The 24,038-nt window shown below is 68.9% G+C and carries 23 protein-coding genes; 20 read left to right on the forward strand and 3 right to left on the reverse strand.

The genetic code is table 11. The features are described 5' to 3' along the window. Window positions 1-21 precede the first annotated feature (21 nt). The 15 genes from MO1_RS08695 (at window position 22) to dapF (ending at window position 13,882) form a co-directional block, all read left to right on the forward strand. Window positions 22-513, forward strand: coding sequence for a GNAT family N-acetyltransferase (locus MO1_RS08695; protein WP_060915809.1), 492 nt, complete (start codon window positions 22-24; stop codon window positions 511-513). A 68-nt stretch (window positions 514-581) separates the two neighbouring features. Next, window positions 582-3,290 (forward strand): FtsK/SpoIIIE family DNA translocase, encoded by a 2,709-nt coding sequence (locus tag MO1_RS08700; protein WP_060915810.1) that lies wholly within the window; start codon window positions 582-584, stop codon window positions 3,288-3,290. Between the two features lie 34 nt (window positions 3,291-3,324). Next, the gene (gene pgsA, locus MO1_RS08705; protein ID WP_036313696.1) at window positions 3,325-3,891 is read left to right on the forward strand and encodes a CDP-diacylglycerol--glycerol-3-phosphate 3-phosphatidyltransferase; all 567 of its coding nucleotides are present in this window, start codon (window positions 3,325-3,327) and stop codon (window positions 3,889-3,891) included. After that, window positions 3,891-4,427 (forward strand): CinA family protein, encoded by a 537-nt coding sequence (locus tag MO1_RS08710; RefSeq protein ID WP_060915837.1) that lies wholly within the window; start codon window positions 3,891-3,893, stop codon window positions 4,425-4,427. Before pgsA ends, MO1_RS08710 begins: the two co-directional genes overlap by 1 nt. 149 nt (window positions 4,428-4,576) lie before the next feature. Next, on the forward strand, window positions 4,577-4,897 hold the full coding sequence (locus MO1_RS08715) for a helix-turn-helix domain-containing protein (protein WP_036313699.1): 321 nt from the start codon (window positions 4,577-4,579) through the stop codon (window positions 4,895-4,897). A 6-nt stretch (window positions 4,898-4,903) separates the two neighbouring features. Continuing rightward, complete coding sequence (locus MO1_RS08720; RefSeq protein WP_036313702.1) at window positions 4,904-5,125, forward strand: DUF3046 domain-containing protein; 222 nt, start codon at window positions 4,904-4,906, stop codon at window positions 5,123-5,125. A gap of 226 nt (window positions 5,126-5,351) precedes the next feature. Then, entirely contained in the window at window positions 5,352-6,404 is a 1,053-nt protein-coding gene (gene recA, locus MO1_RS08725; RefSeq protein WP_060915811.1) for a recombinase RecA, read from the forward strand. A 2-nt stretch (window positions 6,405-6,406) separates the two neighbouring features. Continuing rightward, window positions 6,407-7,126 (forward strand): regulatory protein RecX, encoded by a 720-nt coding sequence (locus tag MO1_RS08730; RefSeq protein WP_060915812.1) that lies wholly within the window; start codon window positions 6,407-6,409, stop codon window positions 7,124-7,126. A 65-nt stretch (window positions 7,127-7,191) separates the two neighbouring features. After that, a complete protein-coding gene (locus tag MO1_RS08735; protein ID WP_036313710.1) occupies window positions 7,192-8,112 on the forward strand; it encodes an ABC transporter ATP-binding protein in 921 nt (306 codons plus the stop codon). Continuing rightward, window positions 8,109-8,987, forward strand: coding sequence for an ABC transporter permease (locus MO1_RS08740; protein ID WP_036313712.1), 879 nt, complete (start codon window positions 8,109-8,111; stop codon window positions 8,985-8,987). Before MO1_RS08735 ends, MO1_RS08740 begins: the two co-directional genes overlap by 4 nt. Before the next feature lie 46 nt (window positions 8,988-9,033). Continuing rightward, window positions 9,034-10,590, forward strand: coding sequence for a tRNA (N6-isopentenyl adenosine(37)-C2)-methylthiotransferase MiaB (gene miaB / locus MO1_RS08745; RefSeq protein WP_036313714.1), 1,557 nt, complete (start codon window positions 9,034-9,036; stop codon window positions 10,588-10,590). Window positions 10,591-10,594: 4 nt separating this feature from the next. Continuing rightward, entirely contained in the window at window positions 10,595-11,524 is a 930-nt protein-coding gene (miaA, locus tag MO1_RS08750) for a tRNA (adenosine(37)-N6)-dimethylallyltransferase MiaA (RefSeq protein ID WP_060915813.1), read from the forward strand. Window positions 11,525-11,583: 59 nt separating this feature from the next. Continuing rightward, window positions 11,584-12,438 (forward strand): alpha/beta fold hydrolase, encoded by an 855-nt coding sequence (locus MO1_RS08755; RefSeq protein ID WP_060915814.1) that lies wholly within the window; start codon window positions 11,584-11,586, stop codon window positions 12,436-12,438. Next, the gene (locus MO1_RS08760; protein ID WP_036313721.1) at window positions 12,431-13,006 is read left to right on the forward strand and encodes a TetR/AcrR family transcriptional regulator; all 576 of its coding nucleotides are present in this window, start codon (window positions 12,431-12,433) and stop codon (window positions 13,004-13,006) included. The genes MO1_RS08755 and MO1_RS08760 overlap by 8 nt, the downstream gene beginning before the upstream one ends. A gap of 9 nt (window positions 13,007-13,015) precedes the next feature. Beyond that, window positions 13,016-13,882 (forward strand): diaminopimelate epimerase, encoded by an 867-nt coding sequence (gene dapF, locus MO1_RS08765; protein WP_060915815.1) that lies wholly within the window; start codon window positions 13,016-13,018, stop codon window positions 13,880-13,882. A 16-nt stretch (window positions 13,883-13,898) separates the two neighbouring features. Here the strand turns inward: dapF and MO1_RS08770 are convergent, their stop codons facing one another. Further along, the gene (locus MO1_RS08770; protein WP_060915816.1) at window positions 13,899-14,540 is read right to left on the reverse strand and encodes a class I SAM-dependent methyltransferase; all 642 of its coding nucleotides are present in this window, start codon (window positions 14,538-14,540) and stop codon (window positions 13,899-13,901) included. A gap of 78 nt (window positions 14,541-14,618) precedes the next feature. On the opposite strand from MO1_RS08770, the gene hflX reads away from it, so the two are divergent. Further along, window positions 14,619-16,133, forward strand: coding sequence for a GTPase HflX (hflX, locus tag MO1_RS08775; protein ID WP_036313729.1), 1,515 nt, complete (start codon window positions 14,619-14,621; stop codon window positions 16,131-16,133). A 12-nt stretch (window positions 16,134-16,145) separates the two neighbouring features. On the opposite strand, the gene MO1_RS08780 is transcribed toward hflX, so the two are convergent. Continuing rightward, the gene (locus tag MO1_RS08780) at window positions 16,146-18,041 is read right to left on the reverse strand and encodes a S9 family peptidase (protein WP_060915817.1); all 1,896 of its coding nucleotides are present in this window, start codon (window positions 18,039-18,041) and stop codon (window positions 16,146-16,148) included. Between the two features lie 206 nt (window positions 18,042-18,247). On the opposite strand from MO1_RS08780, the gene MO1_RS08785 reads away from it, so the two are divergent. Further along, window positions 18,248-19,198, forward strand: coding sequence for a methylenetetrahydrofolate reductase (locus tag MO1_RS08785; RefSeq protein WP_060915818.1), 951 nt, complete (start codon window positions 18,248-18,250; stop codon window positions 19,196-19,198). Beyond that, a complete protein-coding gene (metE, locus tag MO1_RS08790; protein WP_060915819.1) occupies window positions 19,195-21,516 on the forward strand; it encodes a 5-methyltetrahydropteroyltriglutamate--homocysteine S-methyltransferase in 2,322 nt (773 codons plus the stop codon). Before MO1_RS08785 ends, metE begins: the two co-directional genes overlap by 4 nt. Window positions 21,517-21,573: 57 nt before the next feature. On the opposite strand, the gene lexA is transcribed toward metE, so the two are convergent. Continuing rightward, window positions 21,574-22,239, reverse strand: a complete 666-nt coding sequence (gene lexA, locus MO1_RS08795; protein WP_036313738.1) for a transcriptional repressor LexA — start codon at window positions 22,237-22,239, stop codon at window positions 21,574-21,576. Window positions 22,240-22,545: 306 nt separating this feature from the next. On the opposite strand from lexA, the gene MO1_RS08800 reads away from it, so the two are divergent. Together MO1_RS08800 and MO1_RS08805 are read left to right on the forward strand one after the other, a co-directional pair. Continuing rightward, window positions 22,546-22,914: a LysM peptidoglycan-binding domain-containing protein gene (locus MO1_RS08800; RefSeq protein ID WP_036313742.1), complete on the forward strand. Its 369-nt coding sequence runs from the start codon at window positions 22,546-22,548 to the stop codon at window positions 22,912-22,914. 25 nt (window positions 22,915-22,939) lie between these two features. Further along, window positions 22,940-24,013, forward strand: coding sequence for a histidinol-phosphate transaminase (locus tag MO1_RS08805; RefSeq protein WP_060915820.1), 1,074 nt, complete (start codon window positions 22,940-22,942; stop codon window positions 24,011-24,013). The last annotated feature ends 25 nt before the right edge of the window (window positions 24,014-24,038 follow it).

Genomic DNA, 24,038 nt, shown 5'->3' on the forward strand with positions numbered 1-24,038 from the left:
GCGGACCGCTACCATTCGGGCATGCCCGAGTCGTGGTCGCTGCGTCCTGCCACCCAGGCGGACGGGGTGTTCCTCGGCGACATGGTCGTCGAGGCCGCCAATTGGCGGCCTGGCGCGCCTCGTCCGAGGCATGAGGTCCTGGCCGACCCTGATCACAGTCGGTACCTCGCAGGCTGGATGCGTCCCGGCGACGTCGGATTCGTGGCCGTCGCCGGCGCGGAACTGATCGGGGCCGCCTGGTATCGGACGCTTCCGCGCACCGATCCCGGATTCGGGTACGTCGGGACGGGCGTTCCGGAGCTCATCATCGGGGTGAAAGCGATGTGGCGGTCGCACGGCGTCGGCCGTGCGCTGCTGCGTCGACTGTGCGATGCCGCGCACGCAGAGGGACGGGCGCGCATCTGCCTCTCCGTCGAGCGCGGAAACTTCGCGCAGGTCCTCTACCGCACGGAGGGCTTCGCGGTCACGCGGAGCGGAATCGGCCGCGACACGATGGTCAAGCGTCTCGGCTGACGCGCGGATACCGCCTGGGAGTCGCGTCAATCCGGGCAATGTCGGCCATCCGGCTTACCGTGGAAGGTATGCCCAGGAGCAGCAGTCCGACCAGCAAGCCCCGCGCGTCCGCGTCGGGCTCCTCGGCGCGCGCGAAGAAAGCCGAGCCCGCCCCGCGGCGCAAGGCCGAGCCCGCCCCCCGTCACTACGTCGATGACGTCGAGCGCCCTCCCGTCATCGTCCGCGCATGGCTGGGCCTCGCCCACATCGCGGGCGGGATGTTCCGAGCGTTCGGATCCGAGGCGCTCGAGAAGGAGCAGCGACGGGACGGGTTCCCGTTCCTCCTGGTCCTGATGGCGATCGCGGGGGCGGTCGTGGAGTGGTTCCTCATCGGCACCGACGTCGGCACGAACGTCAGCGCCTACACCGTGGGAGCCCTGATCGGGCGCGAAGCGTTCGTCTTCCCCGTCATCCTGCTCCTGCTCGCCGGGTGGCTGTTCCGGCATCCGCCGTCCGTGAACGACAACGGGCGCATCGGCATCGGCGCGGGACTGTTCATCCTGGCTGTGGCAGGGTTCTGCCACATCGTGGCGGACCGTCCGAAGCCCAGCGAGGGCCTGGTCGCGCTGAGCGCCTCCGGCGGACTCTTCGGGTGGGCCATCGGTGAGCCGCTGACGGTTCTCACCGAGATCGGTGCAGGAATCGTCCTCGGGCTCCTGGCGTTTCTGAGCGTCCTCATCCTCACCAAGACACCGCCCAACCGCATCGGTCGCCGCCTCGGCGACCTGTACGCCTGGTTGTTCGGCGCCGAGCGACCCGATCCCGACGCGGCTCCGGCGAAGGGACAGACCGGACCCACGGTCGCTTTCGACGCGCCCGACGAAGAGGGCGACTCGTTGCCCTGGTGGCGCCGCAACAAGTCGGGCCGCGAGGAGGATGCCGACGGAGGCCTCGGTGCCGACGATCTCACTGCGCTCCTCGAGGCGAGCGGCGACGGCAGCTTCGACAACCCGGTCACGACGCCGACCCCTGAGGTCATGCCCGACGCGGTGACCGAGATCATCGCGCCGGCGCCTCCTCGCACGCCCGGCCGCAAGCGCGACGCGATTCCCGACGCGCCTCCCATCCCACCGGTGCCGGACTTCGTGGCGGCCAACCTCGACTCCGTCGATCCCGACGCTCCCGACTACACGCTCCCGTCCTCCGACGCCCTTGCCGCAGGCACGCCGCACAAGGCGCGGTCCGAGGCGAATGACGCGATGGTCCGCGCGATCATGGGCGTCTTCGAGCAGTTCTCGATCGACGCCAAGGTGACCGGTTTCTCCCGCGGCCCGACAGTGACGCAGTACGAGATCTCGCTCGGCTCGGGCGTCAAGGTCGAGCGCATCACGGCGCTGACGAACAACATCGCCTACGCGGTCGCCTCCAATGAGGTGCGCATTCTCGCGCCCATTCCCGGCAAGAGCGCGATCGGCGTCGAGATCCCGAACACGGATCGCGAGATCGTCACCCTCGGCGACGTCCTCCGCTCGCCTAATGCTCAGCAGGCGACGCACCCGATGACGATCGGTATCGGCAAGGATGTCGGCGGCGGGTACGTCGTCGCGAACCTCGCCAAGATGCCTCACCTCCTCGTCGCCGGGTCCACGGGCTCCGGCAAGTCCAGCTTCGTGAACTCGATGATCACGAGCCTCCTCATGCGGGCGAAGCCGTCGGATGTCCGCATGGTGCTCATCGACCCGAAGCGCGTCGAGCTCACGTCCTACGCCGGGGTGCCGCACCTCATCACGCCCATCATCACGAACCCCAAGAAAGCCGCCGAAGCGCTGCAGTGGGTCGTGAAGGAGATGGACATGCGCTACGACGACCTCGCGTCGTTCGGCTTCCGTCACATCGATGACTTCAACCGCGCCGTCGTCGCCGGCGAGATCCAGCTTCCCGTCGGGAGCGAGCGCGTACTCAAGCCGTATCCGTACCTCCTCGTCGTCGTCGACGAGCTCGCGGACCTCATGATGGTCGCGCCTCGCGATGTCGAGGACTCGATCGTCCGCATCACGCAGCTGGCGCGTGCCTCCGGCATCCACCTCGTCCTGGCGACGCAGCGCCCCTCGGTCGACGTCGTCACCGGTCTCATCAAGGCGAACGTCCCGTCCCGACTCGCCTTCGCGGTGACGAGCGTGACGGACTCGCGCGTCATCCTCGACCAGCCCGGCGCCGACCGTCTCATCGGCCAAGGTGACGGGCTGTTCCTCCCGATGGGGGCCTCCAAGGCCGTCCGCGTGCAGGGTGCGTGGGTCGCCGAGAAGGAGATCGAGAAGGTCGTCAACCACGTCAAGAACCAGGCCCGACCCGAGTACCGCAAGGATGTCGAGGCGGTCATCGAGAAGAAGGAGATCGACGCCGACATCGGTGACGACCTCGAGCTCCTCCTGGCTGCCGCGGAGCAGATCATCACGACGCAGTTCGGGTCGACCTCGATGCTCCAGCGCAAGCTCCGCGTCGGCTTCGCCAAGGCGGGGCGCCTCATGGACCTCCTCGAAGCGCGCGAGATCGTCGGACCCTCCGAGGGTTCGAAGGCTCGCGACGTTCTCGTGACCCCCGATGAGCTCCCCGCCGTGCTCGCACGGCTCCGGGGTGAAGAGCCCCCGCAGGATGCCGTTCCCACGGCGGCACCGGCAGCTCCGGCGCGCGCGGCGGACCCGTACGGTCCCGACGCGGTGACGGAGCAGTTCGAGGGCTACGAGGTCGTCGAGTCCGAGGGTGACGAGGATGCCTGGGGCCTCACCGGCCGCGACTGAGACCGTCGGCGCCTCGGCTCGATAGGCTCGAGGCGTGACGATTCCGCGGCAGCTGCCCAACGCCATCACGATCGTGCGCATCCTATGCGCACCGGTGTTCGTCTGGCTCCTCCTCGCCGACGACGGGACGGACGGGGCGCTCCGGTGGTGGGCGGCCGCGCTGTTCATCGTGGCGATCGCGACCGACGGAATCGACGGCTACCTCGCCCGTCGGTACGAGATCGTCACCGACCTCGGCAAACTGCTCGATCCGATCGCCGACAAGGTGCTCACCGGGTGCGCATTCGTCGCCCTCTCGATCCTCGGTGAGTTGCCCGTGTGGGTGGTCGTCCTCGTGCTCGTCCGCGAGCTCGGGATCACCCTGCACCGACTTCTGGTCGCGACCGACCACGTGGTCGCGGCGGCGTGGATGGGAAAGCTCAAAACCGTCGCGCAGGCCGTCGCCCTCTCCCTCGCTCTGCTTCCGCTGTGGACGCTGGTGGGGGAGTGGATCCACATCGTCAACGCGATCACCATGACGATCGCCGTCGTGCTGACGGTCGCCAGCGGCCTCGACTACGTCGTCACCGCCGTCCGCGCCCGCACGTCCCGGCGGGCATGATGCGCCGGAACCCCAGTGAGCTGCCCGATGAGCTCGAGGAGACCGCGGTCGCGAGCGGACCGCGGTCCGATCCCGAGCGTCTCGTGGAGCGGCTCAAAGAGCTGGGATGGACCCTCGGAGTCGCCGAATCGCTGACGGGGGGTCTCGTCGCGGCATCCGTCGTCTCGGTCTCGGGAGCGTCCGCGGTGTTCCGCGGCGGGATCGTCGCCTATGCAACCGAGCTCAAAGAGCGGCTGCTCGGTGTGGACGCCACGCTCCTGGACGCTCACGGGCCCGTGCACCCTCGCGTTGCGCGGCAGATGGCGGAGGGCATCCGGAGAGCGGTGGGCGACGATGAGCCGGCCGATGTGGGCATCGCGACGACGGGCATCGCCGGGCCGGTGTCGTCGGACGGCCAGCCGGTCGGGACGGTTCACATCGCCGTCTCGACACCGCTCGGGTCGAGGGTGGAGTCCCTGATCCTGGAGGGCGATCGGGACGAGATCCGGACCGCCGCGGCGGCCCGAGCGATCCTCCTCGCCGTCGAGGCGTTGTAGGGCGGGAATAGGCGTCGTTCCGGGCATGTTACGTCTCGGTGATTCCCATCCATTCCCCAGCGCTCGGGGTCTAGGGTGACATCCAACGTGTTGTACCGTGGTTCTCCCGTCAGGGACTCGGTGGATCTAAGCAGAGGGAGGGCCCACGCATGATCCTGGTTCGTCAAGAGATCGGCGACGTCCTCCGCGACTTCCGGCTGCAGAAGGGCCACACGCTTCGTCAGGTGTCCGGCAAGGCGAGTGTTGCGCTCGGCTATCTCAGCGAGGTCGAGCGTGGCCAGAAAGAGGCGTCGAGCGAGATCCTCGCTGCCGTCGCCGAAGCCCTCGACGTACCGATCTCGGCGATCATGCGCGAGGTGGGTGACCGCATCTCGGTCCTGGAGGGACTGCACCCCATCACCGATGTCGTCCCCGACGACCTCGCTTCGCTCGGTGACGGTGTTCCCGCGCCGGAGCTGTCGCTGCGCTGACCCTCGATGCGTCACAGCGAATTCGATCGCGCTGTCGCCGATGAGTTCGGCGCGGGCGGCGCCGCCCTCGTCGCCGATCTCGTGCTGACCGCGGTCGGCAACCGCACCGCTCGCGAGGCCCTTGCGGAGGGCGTCGCGCCGCGCGAGGTCTGGTACGCGCTCTGCGCCGAAACCGATGTCCCGTCCGCCCGCCGTCATGGCGCGGGAAGGCTCGAGCCGCGACGCTGAATCGGCGTGTCGCATCGAAGATGCGTTCGAGTCGGCCTAGTCTCCTACACAACGGGTGTCGTAGAGACGTCGTCCACCGAAGAGCTCGTTCCTGCCTCGATGTCGGAACCCCCTCCTAGCGTGGGACACGTCAGATGACACCCACGCCCTGTCGCAGCATCCGATCCATCGGTGACGAGCGCGACAGCCTACGGGCGACGGAACCGCGAGCACCAAGGAGCACGACATGCCATCAGTTGCCGACCGCGAGAAGGCCCTCGAATCGGCCCTCGCCCAGATCGATCGCCAGTTCGGCAAGGGATCGATCATGCGACTCGGGAGCGACGAGCGCGCACCGGTCGAGGTCATTCCGACCGGGTCCATCGCCCTCGACGTCGCGCTCGGTATCGGCGGTCTGCCCCGCGGCCGCGTCGTCGAGATCTACGGTCCGGAGTCCTCGGGTAAGACGACCTTGACGCTCCACGCCATCGCCAACGCCCAGCGCGCCGGTGGCATCGCCGCCTTCATCGACGCAGAGCACGCGCTCGATCCGAATTACGCCGAGAAGCTCGGCGTCGACATCGACGCGCTCCTCGTCTCCCAGCCCGACACGGGCGAGCAGGCGCTCGAGATCGCGGACATGCTGATCCGCTCCGGTGCGATCGACCTCGTCGTGATCGACTCCGTCGCGGCACTCGTGCCCGAAGCCGAGATCAAGGGTGAGATGGGTGACTCTCACGTGGGTCTCCAGGCCCGACTGATGTCTCAGGCTCTCCGCAAGATCACCGGTGGTCTGAGCCAGACCAAGACCACTGCGATCTTCATCAACCAGCTGCGCGAGAAGATCGGCGTTTTCTTCGGTTCGCCCGAGACGACCGCCGGTGGTAAGGCGCTCAAGTTCTACGCGTCGGTGCGGCTCGACATCCGCCGCATCGAGACACTCAAGGACGGATCCGACGCCGTCGGTAACCGCACGCGCGTGAAGGTCGTCAAGAACAAGATGGCCCCGCCGTTCAAGCAGGCCGAGTTCGACATCCTCTACGGTGTTGGCATCTCTCGAGAGGGCAGCCTCATCGACTTCGGTGTCGAGCACGGCATCGTCAAGAAGTCCGGTGCGTGGTACACGTATGAAGGTGAGCAGCTCGGTCAGGGCAAGGAGAACTCGCGCAACTTCCTGTTGAAGAACACCGACGTCGCGGCAGAGATCGAGAACAAGATCAAGCAGAAGCTCGGGATCGGTCAGCCGAAGGTCGAGGCTGTCGCCGCGCCCGACGAGCTGACGGCTCGCCGCCCGGCCTGATCATGACGGAGTCGACCGGGGGCGAGCGGGACTCGCTCGCCCCCGTCATCCCCCTGTTCGGGAGCCGCGCGGATCGCACTCCGACCCCGTCGCAGACGGGTGACAGCGACGGGGCCGCGACCTGGCACGCGACGTGGATCGCGGATCGTGCCGCGTCCGACCGCTCGGCTGCTCGCGCGGCTCATCCCGCAACCGGCACCGTCCCCGTTGTCGCACCCGCGGGTGAAGACGACGCCGCTGCAGTGGCGGAGCGGGTGCTTCTTCGCAAACTCCGGACCCGGTCGCTCTCGATTCGAGAGGCTCGCTCGGTTCTCCGGGAGCATGAGCTCGAGGAGAGCGAGATCGAGGGAATCGTCGATCGGTTCCTGTCGCTCGGGTATCTCGACGACGCCGCCCTCGCGGAGCAGCTGATCGATAAGGCGACCTCGCGCAAGGCGCAGGGTCGCATGGCGATCGCGCAGGGGCTGTCGCAACGTGGCATCCCTCGCGAGGTCATCGACGAGGCGCTCGATCAGCTTCCCGATGACGAGGCCGAACGGGCGCTCGAATTCGCACGGTCCAAGGCGCGGGGGCTCGAGGGTCTCGACCGGGACACGGCGCTGCGACGCCTGGCGGGTCAGCTCGCGCGGCGTGGTTACGGCTCGGTTGCGCTCTCGGTCGCCCGTCAGGCTCTGGATGAGTTCGCCGCGCCCCCGCGGCGGGGAGTTCGCTTCGAACCCTGAGCACGGCAGCGCGGGGTCTGACACACTCGGGCTACGCGCGTCCGGCGCGAGGGGGAAGGGCGCACGTGGCGATCGAGGTCGAGGGTCTGGTCAAGTCGTACAAGTCGGTGACCGCTGTGGACGGCATCACTTTTTCGGTGCCGGACGGTCAGCTGTTCGCATTTCTGGGAGCGAACGGTGCAGGGAAATCGACGACGATCGGGTGCCTGACGACTCTGCTCCGCGCAGACAGTGGCGTCGTGCGCGTGGCCGGCCACGACGTGCGGAGCGACAGCGAGAGCGTGCGGGCGAACATCGGGGTGGTGTTCCAACGCTCGCTGCTCGATGACGGGCTGACGGTCCGAGAGAACCTGGCTCTTCGCGCCACACTGTCGCGCATCGATCGTCGGCGCTTCGCTTCGCGGCTCGCGGAACTGTCGCAGCTCATCGAGTTGGATGACTTCCTGGACCGCGCGTACGGCCGGCTGTCCGGCGGACAGCGCAGACGCGCGGACATCGCACGGGCCCTCATGCACGAGCCATCGATCCTCTTCCTCGATGAGCCGACCGCGGGGCTCGATCCCGCGAGTCGGGTCGCCGTCTGGGCGGCGATCGACCGGCTGCGGTCCGAACGCGGCCTCACGGTTTTTCTCACAACCCATTACATGGCGGAGACGGAAGAGGCCGACCAGGTGACGATCATCGACTCCGGGCGAGTCGTCGCCACCGGCACCCCGACCGAGCTCCGCGCGCGACACAGTCGCAGCATCCTCACCGTGACGACGCGTGATCCCGAGGCCCTGGCTGCACTCGCGGGTCGGGAAGGCCTCGCCGTCGGGCGTGAAGGCAGCATCCTCACGGTGGAGGTCCCGGATGCGCTCCCTGCGCGCCGCCTCCTGGCGGCTCATGGCGACGACGTCGTCGACTTCGAATTCCGACACGGCCGCATGGACGATGTCTTCCTGGCGCTCACGGGCCGCAGCGACGTCGTGGAGCACGTCGCGTGAGGGTCGTCGGGGCCATCGTCCGCCGTAATCTGACGCTGTTCTTCCGCGATCGGATGAACGTCTTCTTTTCGCTCCTGAGCGGCCTCATCCTCTTCGTCCTCTACACACTCTTCCTCTCTCGCCTGCAGGTGGACGGGCTTGGCCAGACGCTGCCGAGAGCGTCGCGCGAGGATATCGAGGCGTTCGTGGACAGCTGGATGCTGTCCGGCATCGTCCTGCTCACAACGGTGACCTCGGGGATGGGAGCCGTGTCCGTCTTCGTCGACGATCGCGCCACCGGCCGGTTCGCCGACTTCCTCGTGGCGCCGATCCGGCGGTCGCAATTGGTGCTCGGCTACCTCCTGTCTTCGGTGACCGTCTCGATCATCATGTCGGGCGTCATCTTCTTCCTGACCGTGCTCCAACTCGGCCTCGCCCGCGGCACGTGGCTCAGCCCCGTTCAGATCCTGGCTGCGATCGGCGCCACTGTGCTCTGCTGCGTCGCCTTCACCGCGCTCGGCGCGTTCGGCGCCTCCTTCCTCAAGACGACGGGCGCGTACTCTGCGTTCTCCACCGTCGTCGGAACGGTTCTCGGGTTCATCGCAGGCTCCTACATCCCCGTCGGCTCGCTCCCCGAAGGAGTCGCTTCGACGATCAACGCGTTCCCCTTCGCGCAGGGCGCGATGCTGCTGCGCCTGCCCTTCACCGAAGACACCCTCGCCGCCCTCGCCGGTGGTGACAGCGAGGCGGTCACGGACCTCCGAGAGTTCTACGGGGTCGACCTCTTCGTCGGGTCCACTGCCGTACCGGTGTGGGTGGCAGTCTCCGTCCTGGCCGCCGTCGCGGTGGTCTTCAGCGCGATCTCGGCTGCCCGCATCCGCTCGCTTCTGCGCTGAGCGAGCGAACGGTTTCGCGTGAGGCGGCTCGTAGAATGGCCTGATCATGACCAGCCCTTCCGCTGCCCCCACCCTCATCGCCCCGTCCACCGCGGCCGTCGCCGCTGACGGTCGCTCACGCACCTACGAGGTGCGGACGTTCGGGTGCCAGATGAACGTCCACGACTCCGAGCGGCTCTCCGGATCGCTCGAATCGGCCGGCTACGTCCGCGCCGATGCCGGGACGGACGCCGATGTCGTGGTCATCAACACGTGCGCCGTGCGCGACAACGCCGCAGGCAAGCTGTACGGCACCCTCGGGCACCTGAAGAGCCGCAAGGACAAGCACGACGGCATGCAGATCGCCGTCGGCGGATGCCTCGCGCAGATGGACAAGGATGCCGTCCAGCAGAAGGCCCCCTGGGTCGACGTGGTGTTCGGCACCCACAACATGGGTTCGCTGCCGAGCCTCCTCGAGCGCGCGCGCCACAACGGCGACGCCGAGCTCGAGATCCTCGAGTCACTCGAGGTGTTCCCTTCGACGCTGCCGACGAAACGCGATTCGGCCCACAGCGGCTGGGTGTCCATTTCGGTCGGCTGCAACAACACCTGCACGTTCTGCATCGTTCCGAGCCTCCGCGGCAAGGAGAAGGACCGCCGCCCCGGTGACATCCTGAACGAGATCCGCCTCCTCGTCGACGACGGCGCCATCGAGGTCACCCTCCTCGGCCAGAACGTGAACAGCTACGGTGTCGAGTTCGGCGACCGCCAGGCGTTCAGCAAGCTGCTCCGCGCGGCGGGGGAGATCCCCGGTCTCGAGCGTGTGCGCTTCACGAGCCCGCATCCGGCAGCGTTCACAGACGACGTCATCGACGCCATGGCCGAGACGCCCGCCGTCATGCCGCAGCTCCACATGCCGCTGCAGTCCGGATCCGACCGCATCCTCAAAGCGATGCGTCGCTCGTACCGGAGCGAGAGGTTCCTCGGTATCCTCGACCGCGTCCGCGAGAAGATGCCGCACGCGGCGATCTCGACCGACATCATCGTGGGTTTCCCCGGCGAGACCGACGAGGACTTCGAAGACACCATGCGCGTCGTCGAGCAGGCGCGCTTCGCCAGTGCGTTCACCTTCCAGTACTCCATCCGCGAGGGAACCCCGGCGGCGACGATGCCCGACCAGGTCCCCAAGGAGGTCGTGCAGGAACGCTACAACCGGCTCATCGCGCTGCAGGAGCGCATTTCGCTCGAAGAGAACCAGGCCCAGCTGGGCCGTACTGTCGAGGTGCTCGTCTCCACGGGCGAGGGCAAGAAGGATGCGGCGACCCGCCGTCTGACGGGCCGCGCCGAGGACAACCGCCTCGTGCACTTCGAGGTGCCCGAGGGGTCGCCCATGCCGCGTCCGGGAGATGTCGTGACGACCGTCGTGACGCACGCCGCTCCGTTCCACCTGCTCGCAGACAGCCCGGACGGCGCGCCGCTGCGCATCCGCCGTACCCGTGCGGGGGATGCCTGGGATCGCGCGCAGGCCGACTCGTGCGGCGTGCCCGCACCGGTGGGAGCCGCGGGTCCCCGCGCCGTGTCGCTCGGCCTTCCGGCGATCCGCACCGCGACGCCCGGACTCTGAGCAGGTGGGCGCGCCGCGCCTGTGGGCGATCGTCGGGGCGACGGGCACCGGCAAGACCGCCCTGTCGTTGGACCTCGCTGAGGAGCTGATTCGTCGGGGCCGCGGTGCCGAGATCATCAATGCCGACGCGATGCAGCTGTACCGCGGCATGGACATCGGCACCGCGAAGGTTCCGGTCGCCGAACGTCGCGGCATCCCGCACCACCTGTTCGACGAGTTCGAGGTGACCGAGGACGTCGCCGTCGCGGTGTACCAGGAGCGCGCACGGGCCGCGATCCAGGATGTCTTCGATCGGGGGAGTGACGCGATCCTCGTGGGCGGGTCCGGACTGTATGTCTCGAGCGTCGTCTTCGACTTCCGATTCCCACCGCGCGACCCCGCCCTTCGGACGCGTCTCGAGGCTGACTTGGCCGAGCAGGGTTCGTCGGCCCTGATCGACCGAATCCGCGGAATCGACCCCGCTGCGGCCGACCGCCTCGATCCCCGCAACAGTCGTCGCGTGGTGCGGGCGCTCGAGGTCGTCCTGCAGGGAGCCGAGACGCACGGTGCTGCCCTTCCGGACGCTCCCGTGCTGTGGCATCCCGATACCGTCCTCGTGGGTGTCCACCTCGATCGTGCGACGCTCGTCGGACGGCTCGACGAGCGCGTGCAGGGGATGTGGTGTGACGGGATCCTGGCAGAGGTCGATTCGCTCCGCTCCCATGGGCTCGAGTCGGGGCCGACCGCGCCGCGCGCTATCGGATACGCGCAGGCACTCGCGCAGCTCGCCGGACGGATGACGGAGGCCGAGGCCATCGCGGAGACCCAGGCGCTCACGCGACGATATGCGCGCCGGCAAGTCTCCTGGTTCCGTCGCTACCCCGATATCCGGTGGGTGGATGCCGGCACCCCCGCAGCCCGACTCGTCGAGGACTTCCTTGCTCCGAACGCTTGACAAGCTAAAGCTAATAGCCGTAGCCTTCAGCCATCGAACACGATGCTGAGGAGACGGCGATGAGCGAGAAGTTGAGCGTGGCGGGCGGCGAGATCGCCTTCGATGTGGCGGGGGAGGGTCCGTTGGTGGTTCTGGCGCACGGGATGGGCGACTCGCGTCGCTCGTACCGCTTCGTGATGCCGGCGTTGGTCGCGGCGGGATACCGCGTGGCGAACGTCGACATTCGCGGCTGCGGCGAGTCGAGCTCGACGTGGGCGAGCTACGGACGCGGCGACATCGCCGGCGACCTCCTCGCCGTCATCCGTCATCTGGGAGGACCGGCGGTCATCGTCGGCCAGTCGATCAGCGGTGGCGCCGCGACGGTCACGGCCGCGACGGCACCTCAGGATGTCGCGGGAGTCATCGAACTCGCGCCGTTCACCCGGCTCCAGCGCTTCGACGCGAGGGGCTTGCTCCGAAACTCCCACCACCGGAAGGGGATGATCCGCCTCGCCGGAATGCTCCTGCGTGGCAGCGTCTCCGCGTGGCTGAGCTATCTCGATCTCGCAATTCCCCGCAAACCCGTCGATTGGGAAGAAGAGCGGGCGAACATCTCCCGCGACCTCAGTGATCCTGCCCGGATGGCGGCCCTTCGAGCTATGGGGCGGACGACCCCCGCAGACGCGGGTGCGCAGCTGCCTCACGTCTCCGTGCCGGTGCTCATCGTCATGGGGAGCGCCGACCCCGACTGGGCCGACCCACGCGCCGAGGGTGAAGGAGTGCTGGGGGAGCTGCCGACGGGCATCGGGGAGCTCGCGGTCATCGACGGCGCTGGGCACTACCCTCACGTCGAACGACCCGACGAGGTCGTCGACCTCGCCTTTCCGTTCCTCCGCACCGTGTTCGCAGCCCATGCGGGGTCGACGGATGCCTAGGGTCGGTCTCGATACCGCGGCCGTCACCCGTGCCGCGGCGGATTTGGTCGACGAGCAGGGGCTCGCTGCCCTGACGATGACGACCCTGGCGGAGCGGGTCGGGGTTCGACCCCCGTCTTTGTACAAGCACGTCCCGGGCGGGCTCGCCGAGCTCGTGCACCGTGTGGCCACGCTCGCGGCGGAAGATCTCGCCGACGTGTTCCGGACGACAGCGTCGGGGCAGAGAGGAGAGGCCGCCCTCACGGATGTGGCGGACGCCTTTCGGCACTACGTCCGTGTGCACCCGGGGCGCTACGCGGCGACGGCGGCAGCGGATCCGGTGGACGATGAGGACCCGCTGAGCATCGCGCTCCGCGACAGCCTCGACGCGCTGGGCGGCGTGCTGGAGGGATATGGGTTGCCGCAGGAAGACCATGTGCATGCGCTCCGGATGCTGCGGAGCCTGCTCCACGGCTTCGCCGTCCTGGAGGCGTCGGGCGGGTTCCGCATGGGGGTCGCCGTCGAGGAGAGCGTTGCGTGGTCGCTGCGCCTCATGGACGCGGGGCTCCGCACGGGAGGCCGCGCCTAGACTGGGCGGGTGTCGACGATCGCATTCACCAAGGGTCACGGAACCGGCAACGACTTCGTCATCATCGCCGACCCCGACGGCTCGCTTCACCTCACCGGTGAGCAGATCGCGGCGCTCACCGACCGTCGATTCGGGATCGGCGGTGACGGACTGCTGCGCGTCGTCCGCTCCGCTGCCATCGACGCGGGAACTGCAACGCCAGACGCCGAGTGGTTCATGGATTACCGCAACGCCGACGGCTCGATCGCGGAGATGTGCGGCAACGGCGTCCGCGTCTTCGTGAAGTACCTCCTCAGTGCGGGATACGCCACGCTCGGCTCGGGTGACACGCTCCGGATCGGGACTCGCGCGGGAACGAAGACCGTGACGCTCTCCGAAAACGGCTTCGAGGTCGACCTCGGCCTCTGGCGGTCGACGTCCGACGAAGTGTTGGTCCGGGCCCACGGGCTGAAGGTCGCCCGTCCAGGTCTCGGCATCGACGTGGGCAACCCGCACGTCGTCGTCGCGCTGTCGAGCGAGGCGGAACTCGACGGCCTCGACCTGATGGTCCAGCCGATACTCGATCCCGTGCCTGCTGACGGCGCGAACGTCGAGTTCGTCGTCCCGGCTGAACCGTTGATCACCGACGGTGTCGGTGCGATCCGGATGCGGGTCTTCGAACGCGGCGTGGGCGAGACCCTCTCGTGCGGGACCGGGGTCGCGGCATCCGCTCTCGCCGTCCGCCACTGGGCAGGCGCCGGCGCTCCCGACCGCTGGACCGTCGACGTCCCCGGCGGCCGTCTCGGCGTTCGGGTCGTGCGAACCGACGCGGGGGAGCGGGTTCTGCTGTCCGGGCCCGCGTCACTCGTCTTCTCGGGCGAGATCGCCCTCGCCTGACTCGCGCCGAGGGGCGTCAGGGAAGCGTGATCGTCCCCGTCTCGGTCGAGCCGTGGCGACGCACCTTCAGCACGCGGAAGCCTCGTCCCGTCGCCGCGCGGGTCACCGAGTACCCGCGATCGAGGGATGCCGCGAGCCATCGCTGCAGCGAATCCGAGCCCAGGTTCCGCTGCACGACGAGCCACGCATCGCTGCGTTCGGCGAGCCGCGGAATCCACGTCTCCAACATCCCGTGCAGCACGTCCTTACCCACACGGATGGGAGGGTTCGACCGGATCGTGCGGAAGGTCACGTCGCTCGGAACATCCTCGGGCTGAACGGCGTTGACGTTATCGAGGCCGAGTTCCTCCGCGTTCCGACGCACGAGGTCCAGAGCCCGCTCGTTGACGTCGACGGCCCAGATGGTCGCCCGCGGAGCGTCGATGGCCAAGGAGAGCGCGATGGGGCCCCAGCCGCATCCGAGATCCAGCAGGTGTCCGCCCGCCGGCGGAGGAGGAGTGTTGGACAGGAGCACGGCAGTCCCGCCGTCGACGTGCTCGGGACTGAAGACCCCGCCCGCCGTGGTCACCTCGACATCGCGACCGGCGAGGGACACACGGATGCGGCGGAGGTTCTCAGAGCTGGACGGGGACGCGCTGAAGTAATGGTCGCTCCCCATGCGACGAGCGTAGCGGAGGCGGTGGAAGCCGCGGGAAGCTAGAGTGCACGGATGGCCGAGAGGCCGCGAAAGGAACACATGACAGACACCACCACCCCTGCCGCGACGGACGAACCGGTGGACCCGGTCGACCGCGTGCTGGCGCACGCTGAGGCGCGTTCGGGGGTGCGCGTGTTCGGCGCGGCACAGGCGCTGCAGGACCAGAGCACCGTCGCCTACGGCGACACGGACGGCGACCAGTGGGACCGCGAGGAGCGCGCTGCGCTCCGCCGCGTGCCGGGGCTGTCCACCGAGCTCGAAGACGTCACCGAGGTCGAGTACCGGCAGCTGCGTCTCGAGAACGTCGTCCTCGTGGGTGTCTACCCGCAGGGCTCGACGGAGGATGCCGAGAACTCGCTCCGAGAGCTCGCCGCGCTCGCCGAGACCGCGGGAGCCGTCGTCCTCGACGGTGTCCTCCAGCGACGTCCCACGCCCGACCCGGCGACCTACATCGGTCGCGGTAAGGCCGCAGAGCTCCGCGAGCTCGTCGTCGCCGTCGGTGCAGACACCGTGATCGCCGACACCGAGCTGGCACCGAGCCAGCGCCGCGCGCTCGAAGACGTCGTCAAAGTCAAGGTGATCGACCGGACCACCGTCATCCTCGACATCTTCAGCCAGCACGCCAAGAGCCGTGAGGGCAAGGCGCAGGTCGAACTCGCCCAGCTCGAGTACCTCCTCCCGCGCCTTCGCGGGTGGGGTGACTCGATGAGCCGTCAGGCCGGTGGCCAGGTCGGTGCCGGCGGTGCCGGTATGGGCTCTCGTGGTCCGGGTGAGACGAAGATCGAGCTCGACCGCCGCCGCATCCGTACCCGCATGGCGATGCTCCGCCGTCAGATCCGCGACTACAAACCGGCGCGTGAGGCGAAGCGTGCTGAGCGCAGGCGCAACACGATCCCTTCCGTCGCGATCGCCGGCTATACGAACGCCGGTAAGTCGAGCCTTCTGAACAGACTCACGAGCGCGGGGGTGCTTGTCGAGAACGCGCTGTTCGCGACGCTGGATGCCACGGTCCGCCGCGCGCAGGCTGCCGACGGTCGCGTGTACACACTGACCGACACCGTCGGCTTCGTGCGCAATCTCCCGCACCAGCTCGTCGAGGCGTTCCGCTCCACGCTCGAAGAGGTCGGCGACGCCGACGTCATCGTCCACGTGGTCGACGGCTCGCATCCCGACCCGGCGGCGCAGCTCGCGACCGTCCGTGATGTCATGGGCGACGTCGGTGCGCGCTCGACGAACGAGATCGTCGTGTTCAACAAGGCCGATCTCATCGATCCCGACACGCGTCTGGTTCTGCGAGGTCTCGAGCCGAAGGCGCACTTCGTGTCGTCGCGGACCGGCGAGGGTGTCGCTGAGCTGCGGGCGACGATCGAGGAAGCGTTGCCGCTGCCCGCGGTCGAGGTCCACGCTCTCGTGCCATACGACCGCGGCGACCTCGTCAACGCGGTCCATGAGTCCGGCCACATCCTGTCGACCCGTCACGAGGAGGGCGGCACCGCCGTCCACGCCCACGTGTCGGAGCGTCTCGCGGCTGAGTTGGCGCCCTACTCGCGCTGAACGAAGCGTCGCTCAGTCGAGCGTGATCGCGGCCACGCCGGGAGTCTCGAATCCGAAGACCTGACCGAGGAACGCGAGTTCGGATTCCAGTGCGTGAATGACGGTTTCGGAGCGTCGGAAGCCGTGCCCCTCGCCGTCGTACAGCACGTAGGCGTGGGGGATGCCGCGCTCTGCCAGGGCGTCGCGGATGGCCTCTGCCTGAGTCGGCGGCACCACGGCGTCCTCCGCGCCCTGCAGGAGAAGGACGGGGACTCGGAGGCCCTCGGTGTGCCCCAACGGTGAGCGCTCGAGGTAGAGCGCCTCAGCCTGGGGAAGCGGTCCGATGAGTCCATCGAGGTAGCGCGCTTCGAAGTCGTGCGTATCCGTGGCGAGGAGGCGTGCGTCGCCCACCCCGTAGCGCGAGATCCCTGCGCCGAACACGTCCGTTCCGACAAGGGCGGCAAGAACGGTCCAGCCACCGGCCGAACCCCCTGCGATCGCGATGCGACCCGCATCCGCTCGTCCATCTGCGGCGAGTCCGGCCGCCGCGGCGGCGACGTCGTCGCGATCGACGACACCCCACTGGCCGAGCAGTCGCTGCCGGTAGGCCCGGCCGTAGCCGGTGGAACCGCCGTAGTTGACCTCGAGGATGCCTATGCCACGACTCGTGAAGAAGGTGATCCGGCTGTCCGCCACGCCACCGACGTGCGCGGTCGGACCGCCGTGCACAAGGACGACGTAGGGCGGGAGCTCGCCGTCGGGAGCGGTGAAGCGGGGATTGGTGGGGGGGTGATCGAACGCATGGACCTCGCCGTGGGCGCCGGGGACCGTGAGTGGCCGGACTGCGGGGATCCACTCGTCGCCGAGGTCGGAGCGGGTTCCGACGACCAGCCGTACCGACCCGTCGTCGGCGATCTCCCAGATCCCCGTCACGCCCGGTGCCGCGCCCGACACCAGCACGCGCGAGCCGGTCACGTCCTCCACGACCGCGCGCGAACGTACGGGCACGTCGACCGTCGAGGCGCGTCCCTCCGCGTCGATCCGTACGACCTCGTCGGTGCCGTTCGTGCGGATCGCGACGAACCTGCCGTCCTCGAGCGGTGCGTACCAGCGCACTCCGAGCACCCACAGGCCACCGCCGGTATCCGCGTCCGCCGGAGCGATGGCCTCGGCCGAAGCATCGGATGCGGCATCCCGCCGCCAGAGGTTCCACCGTCCGGTCGGCTCGTCGACGTACGCGAGGCGGCCGGCGGCATCCCACTCAGGCTGCAGGGCGGCCGTGTCTCCGGACGTGACCGACCGCCATGTCGTGACCGCACCGTCGGCAAGCTCGCCCACCCGGATCTGCGTGCGATCCCAGGGCATGTGGGGGTGGTCCCACGCGACCCAGGCGAGGTGACGCCCGTCGGGGGAGAGAGCAGGCTGGGCGAGGAAGTCGCTGCCGGCGACGACCTCACGAACGTCCCCTCCCGTGAGGGGGATGGAGACGATCGAGCGCCGGGGGACGGGGCTGTCATCGTGGACCTCGCGGATCGCGAGCAGGACGCCGTGTTGCCAGCGGAGGCCACCGTGGCGCGCGTGCGGATTCTCAGGGGTGAGCGGCATCGGCTCCCCGCCGGGGTGGAGTGCCCAGACGCGCTGGTCAGACCTCTCCACGAAGTAGAGGCGGCCGGCGGCATCGGCCGTCCATGACCCGCCGCCGTACTCGTGCACGCGTGAGCGAGCGCTCCACGGCGCGGGGAGGGCATCCTCGATGACACCGTCGACGCTGCGCCGCACGGACGAACGCCCGCCCTCTTCGGGAAGCGACTCACCCCACCAGATCTCGCGTCCCACGAACCGTGCGCCGTCGTAGCGGGCGGCGGCCGCGGAGGCATCCGCCGCCGACAGCGGCGAGATCCAGGAACCGTGCGGGGCGATCGACGTCATGCGACCACGCTACGCGGCGTCACACGGCGCAATGGGGCGTCACACACCTGTCGGAGGTGTGAGAGGCGTGGCTAGCATGACCGCATCAGTGGCCCGGAGACCCCGGGTCCGGAGCGACAGCCGAGCCCGGCACCCGCCCGCGATGTCCCCGCACCCTGCGTGCGGTCCGCGGCCGCCAGGCCTTCCGATCCGTCTCCGGAGCTCCCATGTCGATCATCCAGACCCCGTCCGTCACCTCGGTGCCGGTCTCGTTCGAGGTCTACCCGCCGCGCGATGACGCGGCCGACGCGGCGCTGCACGAGACGATCGCGAAGCTCGCCGCCGTCGATCCGTCGTTCATCTCGGTCACGTACGGTGCCGGAGGATCCACGGGCGGCCGGTCGCTCGAGGTCTTGACGCACATCCTCCGCGAGACCCGGGTCGAACCCCTCGCCCATCTCACCTGCGTCGGCAGCTCCTACCGCGAGGCGGCGACGCTCATCCGCGAGTTCCTCGACGCCGGAGTCCGTTCGTTCCTCGCGCTCCGAGGCGATCCGCCGGAGGGCGGTGGGGCCGAAGCGAGGGGAGACCTGGAGAGCGCGGCGCAGCTCGTCCAGCTCATCGACCGCGTGCAAGCGGAGTGCTCGCCGTACACGGAGGAGCCCATCCCCGGTGTGCCGGGCGCTGCCCGCGTCGAGCGACGCCGACACGTCGACATCGCCGTCGCCGCCTTCCCCAACGGGCACCCCCGCTCGCGTTACCCGGCTGAGCACCTCGACGCCCTCCTGGCGAAGCAGGCCGCCGGCGCCACCCTCGCGATCACGCAGCTGTTCTTCCACGCCGACGACTACCACGCCTTCGTCGCCCGGGCCCGTGCCGCCGGGGTCGAGATACCGATCCTCCCGGGCATCATGCCCATCACGTCGCCCTCCCGCTTACGCCGCGTCGTGGAGCTGACCGGTGAACCGGTTCCCGGCACCCTCGCCGTCGATCTCGACGTGGAGCCCACGGTCGAAGGGCGACGCGAGGTCGGGATCCGCTACGCCGGCGAGCTGTGCCGCGCCGTCCTCGAGGGCGGCGCCCCCGGCATCCACTTGTACGCCTTCAACCACCACCGCACCGTTCTCGCCACCCTGGCCGAGGCCGGCGTCATCACCCCGATCGAGGAGACAACATGACTGATTTCGCTGCCGGGACGATCCTCGGCTACCCCCGCATCGGGCGGCGCCGAGAGCTGAAGCGCGCCGTCGAAGCTCACTGGCGTGGTGACATGGACGCAGCAACGCTCGAAGCACGCGCGGCTGACCTCCGTCGTGCGACGCGCGACCGACTCGCCGACCTCGGTCTGGGGCGCACCGACTCCGCGATCCCCGAGTCCTTCTCCTACTACGACCAGGTGCTCGACGTCGCCGCGTCGGTCGGCGCGCTTCCCGAACGGTTCGCACATCTGCGCGACGACGACGGTTCGATTCCCCTCGCCGCCTACTTCACGGCGGCGCGCGGCGAGGGTGACGCCGCCCCACTGGAGATGACGAAGTGGTTCGACACGAACTACCACTACCTGGTTCCCGAGATCGGACCCGAGACCCGCTTCGCGATCACGAGTGACCGCTTCGCACGCCAGGTCGCGGAGGCCGTCGCCCAGGGGTATGTCACCCGGCCGGTTCTCGTCGGACCGGTGACCTTCCTCGCCCTGTCGAAGCCGACGGATGCCGCGGCCCGGACCCGTCCGCTGGACCGACTCGACGATCTGCTTCCGGTCTACGTCGAACTCCTCGCGAGACTCCGGTCCGCCGGCGCCGACTGGGTCCAGCTCGACGAGCCCGCCCTCGTCAGCCAGTCGCTCGGGTACACCGACGACGAGCTCGCCGCCGCCGCCGCGCGGTCGGCGGACGTGCTCGCGTCCGCCGCTGACCGCCCGTCGATCCTCGTCGCCGCAGGGTACGGAGCCCTGTCCGGGGCGGCGTGGCAGGCGCTGGTGTCCTCCGCGATCGAGGGCATCGCCATCGATCTCACCCGCGGTGAGGTGCCCGTCGCCGTCCCCGGGCTCGACTCGAAGGTGCTCGTCGCGGGAGTGATCGACGGCAGGAACGTCTGGCGCGGAGACCTCGCCGCGGCCGCTGACACCCTCTCCGCAGCGGCAGGGTTGGGCTCCGCTCGAACGGTCGCCGGCACCTCGACGTCGCTGCAGCACGTTCCCCACGACCTCGCCGATGAACCCGAGCTCGACCCGAGGCTGGTGTCTTGGCTCGCGTTCGCCGACCAGAAGGTCGCGCAGGTCGCCACTCTCGCTGGGGGGCTCCTGAACGGTCGGGAGTCGATCTCCGCTGAACTGCATGCCGCGACCGCGGCGCTCGCCGACCGCCGCAGTGCGGACGGTGTGCGCGACCACGCCGTCCGCGCGCGGTTGGCGGAGCTCACGCCGACCGATCGGACGCGAACCGCGTTCGAGGTCCGCGCCGCGGCCCAGGATGCCGCGCTCGGGCTGCCCGTCCTACCGACAACGACGATCGGGTCGTTCCCGCAGACGGGGGAGATCCGTCGGGCGCGCGCGGAGTTCGGTCGAGGAGCGATCGACGCGGACGCATACGAGGGCTTCCTCCGTGAGGAGATCGCGCGCGTGATCGAGCTGCAGGAGGGCATCGGCCTCGACGTCCTGGTGCACGGTGAGGCGGAGCGCAACGATATGGTGCAGTACTTCGCCGAGAACCTGGACGGCTTCGCGGTCACGCGGAACGGGTGGGTGCAGTCCTACGGGTCACGGGCGACGCGCCCCTCCATCCTGTGGGGCGATGTCTCGCGATCCGCGCCGATCACCGTGCCCTGGGCGGCATACGCCCAGTCCCTGTCCTCCGCTCCCGTGAAGGGGATGCTGACCGGGCCCGTGACGATCCTCGCGTGGTCGTTCGTCCGCGACGACCAGCCCCTGAGCGACACGGCCGACCAGGTGGCGCTCGCTCTTCGCGACGAGATCACCGATCTCGAGCGCGCGGGCATCGCGATCGTGCAGGTCGACGAACCGGCCCTTCGCGAGCTCCTTCCGCTCAGAACCGCGGATCAGGGCGCCTACCTCGACTGGTCGGTCGGGGCGTTCCGCCTCGCGACGGCCGGCGCTGCCGACGAGACGCAGATCCATACGCACCTCTGTTACTCCGAGTTCGGCATCGTGATCGATGCGATCGCCGCGCTCGACGCTGATGTCACGTCGATCGAGGCCGCCCGCAGTCGCGGCGAAGTGATCTCGGATGTCGCCGCCTCCGGCTTCGACCATGGGATCGGGCCGGGCGTCTACGACATCCACTCGCCCCGGGTTCCGTCTAAGGCGGAGGTCGCCGACATCCTCCGGCGTGCGGTGAGCGAGCTGGATGTCCGCCGTCTCTGGGTGAACCCGGACTGCGGTCTCAAGACTCGTGGCTACGACGAGACGCTCGCATCGCTGCGGAACATCGTCAGCGCTGCTCGCGCGGTGCGCGCACAGGTGGCCGCCGGGGTCTGACGACGCAGAAGGGGGGATGCCGCGCGGCATCCCCCCTTCTGCACACCCGCTCGTGCGTCACACGGCGCGAAGGACCGCGACCACCTTGCCGAGCACGACGGCGTCGTCCCCGAGGATGGGCTCGAAAGCGGAGTTGCGGGGGAGGAGCCACGTGTGGCCGTCCCGCTGGCGGAAGGTCTTGACGGTCGCTTCGCCGTCGAGCATCGCGGCGACGATCTCCCCATTCGACGCATCGGCCTGCGACCGGATGACGACCCAGTCGCCGTCGCAGATGGCGGCATCGATCATGGAGTCACCGGACACCTTGAGCATGAACAGTTCGCCCTTGCCGACGAGCTGACGCGGCAGGGGGAAGAACTCCTCGACCTGCTGATCGGCCGTGATCGGCACGCCGGCCGCGATGCGACCCACGAGCGGAACCATCGCCGCGTCGCCGACGGCGGGAGCGGTGTCTGCGGGGTTCTCTCCGGCGGCGCCCGGGAGATCGATGAGCACCTCCATGGCGCGCGTCTTACCGGGATCGCGGCGGAGGTACCCGCTGAGCTCGAGTTGGTTCAGCTGGTGCGTCACGCTCGACAGCGACTTCAGGCCGACAGCGTCGCCGATCTCACGCATGCTCGGCGGATATCCGTGCCGGGCGATGGACCGCTGGATCACCTCAAGGATCGCGAGCTGCTTGTCGCTCAGGCTCTTGCGCCGTCGCGTCTGCGGCTTGTCGCTCATGTCGTTCCTTTCACAGCCGGGGTGATTCAAGGCCGACTTCTCGGGCCCTGAGCGTCCCGCCGGGGGCACTCGCCTTCGAATGTCGGAGGTTGGTGATGGGCTCTGGTTATCGAAACCGTATCCGGTGTCGATGAGATCGTCCCGCAGCCGACCGCGTGTCGTCTTCGATCGATCTGCGGACAACCGCTCCCTTGACAGTGTACGAACATCGAAGATAGATTCGGAAGAGAACTTCGCACCCGCCCGTCCCGGCCGATGGGCGGGGGCGAAGATCTCATCTGACCGGGGTCACCCGAGGAGGACACCATGAACTCGATCACCACCACAACCGCCCGTCCCGTGGCGGGAACGCGTCTGCGCATCACGTCGCGCGGTCGCCGCGTGCTCGCGACCGTCGCGGCTCTGCCCGCCGTCGTCGCGCTCGGTGTCGGCATCGTGTCGGGCGGCGGTGCGCTCGCCAGCGGTGACGCAGGTGCGCCCGCCGGGTCCTTCGAGAAGGTCACCGTCCTTCCCGGCGATTCGCTGTGGACGATCGCGCAGGATGTCGCTCCCGACCGCGACCCTCGCGACGTGATCGACGACATCGTGCGGCTCAACGCTCTCCCGTCGTCCGTCGTCGATGCGGGGCAGTCGCTCGCAATCCCGGCTGCCTACGCGGCGCAGGCGGCCGAGTAACCGCGCGACGTCCTACGATGGCGGGGTGAGTGCGAGTCTCGACGACCTACCCCTCCGCGACGACCTGCGCGGGCAGATCCCTTACGGTGCACCGCAGGCATCGCTTCCCGTGACGCTCAATGTCAACGAGAACACCCACCCGGTGCCTGAAGAGGTGGCCGACGACATTCTGGACGCGATCGCGCAGGCGCTGCGCGACATCAACCGGTATCCCGACCGTGAGTTCACCGGACTTCGGGAAAGCTTCGCAGACTATCTCGGACATGGGCTGGAGCCCGAGCAGATCTGGGCGGCGAACGGATCCAACGAGGTCCTCCATCACTTGCTCCAGGCCTTCGCCGGACCCGGGCGGACGGCCTTCGGATTCTCACCGACGTACTCGATGTACCCGCTTCTCACCGGAGCGACGGGAGCGACGTACGTCAGCGGCACGCGGGGCGAGGACTTCACGCTCAGTGCGGCTGATGCGGCCGAGCAGGTCGAGCGGGCCCAGCCGGACGTCGTCTTCCTCTGTTCGCCGAACAACCCCACAGGGACGCCCCTGTCGCTCGATGTCGTGGAAGCGGTTTACGAGGCGTCGCAGGGGATCGTAATCGTCGATGAGGCCTACCAGGAGTTCGCGCCGCACGACGAGCCGTCGGCTCTGACCCTGCTTCACGGACGGGAGAGGCTGGTCGTCTCCCGCACGATGAGCAAGGCTTTCGCTTTCGCGGGCGCTCGCGTGGGTTACCTCGCCGCCGATCCCGCCGTGATCGACGCGCTTCGGCTCGTGCGGTTGCCCTACCACCTCAGCGCTCTCACACAGGCGGCCGCGACCGCCGCGCTTCGCCACGCCCCCACCATGCTCGGGATGGTCGACGACATCGTCGCTCAGCGCGATCGGATCTCCGCGACCCTGTCCGCTCTCGGCTACTCGCCGTATGAGAGCTGGTCGAACTTCGTCCTCTTCGGTGGCGTCGATGACCCGGCCACCACGTGGCAGGGCCTGTATGACCGCGGCATCCTCGTCCGCGATGTCGGACTGCCTCACACCCTCCGCGTCTCCGCGGGCAGCGAGGAAGAGTCGACAGCGTTCCTCGAAGCTCTGGCTTCGCTCTGAATCGGCCGGTCGTCACGAGGGCGGG

The organism is Microbacterium oleivorans NBRC 103075 (assembly GCF_001552475.1).
In the GTDB taxonomy this organism is placed as follows: Bacteria; Actinomycetota; Actinomycetes; order Actinomycetales; family Microbacteriaceae; genus Microbacterium; species Microbacterium oleivorans.

Coding starts and splice junctions, on each gene's coding strand:
- MO1_RS08730 (WP_060915812.1), top strand. CDS start 6,407: ATGACGGAGTCGACCGGGGGCGAGCGGGACTCGCTCGCCCCCGTCATC.
- MO1_RS08710 (WP_060915837.1), top strand. CDS start 3,891: ATGCGCCGGAACCCCAGTGAGCTGCCCGATGAGCTCGAGGAGACCGCG.
- recA (WP_060915811.1), top strand. CDS start 5,352: ATGCCATCAGTTGCCGACCGCGAGAAGGCCCTCGAATCGGCCCTCGCC.
- lexA (WP_036313738.1), bottom strand. CDS start 22,239: ATGAGCGACAAGCCGCAGACGCGACGGCGCAAGAGCCTGAGCGACAAG.
- MO1_RS08715 (WP_036313699.1), top strand. CDS start 4,577: ATGATCCTGGTTCGTCAAGAGATCGGCGACGTCCTCCGCGACTTCCGG.
- MO1_RS08700 (WP_060915810.1), top strand. CDS start 582: ATGCCCAGGAGCAGCAGTCCGACCAGCAAGCCCCGCGCGTCCGCGTCG.
- MO1_RS08720 (WP_036313702.1), top strand. CDS start 4,904: ATGCGTCACAGCGAATTCGATCGCGCTGTCGCCGATGAGTTCGGCGCG.
- MO1_RS08770 (WP_060915816.1), bottom strand. CDS start 14,540: ATGGGGAGCGACCATTACTTCAGCGCGTCCCCGTCCAGCTCTGAGAAC.
- MO1_RS08760 (WP_036313721.1), top strand. CDS start 12,431: ATGCCTAGGGTCGGTCTCGATACCGCGGCCGTCACCCGTGCCGCGGCG.
- MO1_RS08800 (WP_036313742.1), top strand. CDS start 22,546: ATGAACTCGATCACCACCACAACCGCCCGTCCCGTGGCGGGAACGCGT.
- hflX (WP_036313729.1), top strand. CDS start 14,619: ATGACAGACACCACCACCCCTGCCGCGACGGACGAACCGGTGGACCCG.
- MO1_RS08780 (WP_060915817.1), bottom strand. CDS start 18,041: ATGACGTCGATCGCCCCGCACGGTTCCTGGATCTCGCCGCTGTCGGCG.
- miaB (WP_036313714.1), top strand. CDS start 9,034: ATGACCAGCCCTTCCGCTGCCCCCACCCTCATCGCCCCGTCCACCGCG.
- MO1_RS08785 (WP_060915818.1), top strand. CDS start 18,248: ATGTCGATCATCCAGACCCCGTCCGTCACCTCGGTGCCGGTCTCGTTC.
- MO1_RS08755 (WP_060915814.1), top strand. CDS start 11,584: ATGAGCGAGAAGTTGAGCGTGGCGGGCGGCGAGATCGCCTTCGATGTG.
- metE (WP_060915819.1), top strand. CDS start 19,195: ATGACTGATTTCGCTGCCGGGACGATCCTCGGCTACCCCCGCATCGGG.
- MO1_RS08695 (WP_060915809.1), top strand. CDS start 22: ATGCCCGAGTCGTGGTCGCTGCGTCCTGCCACCCAGGCGGACGGGGTG.